The 679-nt window shown below is 61.4% G+C and carries 1 protein-coding gene; it reads right to left on the bottom strand.

Translation table 11 applies throughout. From position 1 onward, the window contains the following. On the bottom strand, window positions 1-679 hold a 679-nt coding region (locus tag ADICYQ_RS31065; RefSeq protein ID WP_040414292.1), incomplete at both ends, for a purine-nucleoside phosphorylase.

The following is a 679-nucleotide window of genomic DNA, read 5'->3' as shown; positions in this document are numbered from 1 at the left end:
CTTCAGCGCTTTACCTGCCTGAAGGACTTCTTCGTGGCTGAGGGGCGTGGTCTGGATGCCGGCCGCCAGATTGGTGATGAGTGACATTCCTAAGATTTCCATACCCGCCTGGCGTGCGGCAATGGCCTCGAGTGCGGTGGACATTCCCACAATGTGGCCACCCATGATTTTCGCCATCTGCACTTCGGCGGGGGTTTCGTAGTGTGGGCCGCGGAACTGGGTGTAGACACCCTCATCGAGACTCGGATCGATCGACTGAGCGATCGCGCGCAGGCGCTTGCTGTAAAGATCGGTGAGGTCGATGAAAGTCGCGCCTTCCAGTGGCGAGTCGGCGGTGAGGTTGAGGTGGTCACTGATCAGCACGGGGGTTCCCGGTGTCCAGGTGTCTTTGATGCCTCCGGCCCCGTTGGTGAGAATCATCGTCTTGGCGCCGGTTGCAGCGGCGGTGCGCACCGAGTGAACCACGCGGCGAACGCCATGGTTCTCGTAGTAGTGCGTGCGGGCACCGATAACGAGGGCACGCTTGTTGTTGGGCAGTAGTACGGATCGGATAGTGCCAACGTGGCCTTCAAGCGCAGGCTTGGAGAACCCGGGGACGTCAGCGGCAGCAATGGTCGCCGTGGTTTCTCCGATGATATCGGCGGCCTTGCCCCAGCCGCTGCCCAGAGTGAGAGCGATG

The organism is Cyclobacterium qasimii M12-11B, assembly GCF_000427295.1.
Taxonomy (GTDB): domain Bacteria; phylum Bacteroidota; class Bacteroidia; order Cytophagales; family Cyclobacteriaceae; genus Cyclobacterium; species Cyclobacterium qasimii.
This window is presented reverse-complemented; position numbering and strand designations above follow the sequence as displayed.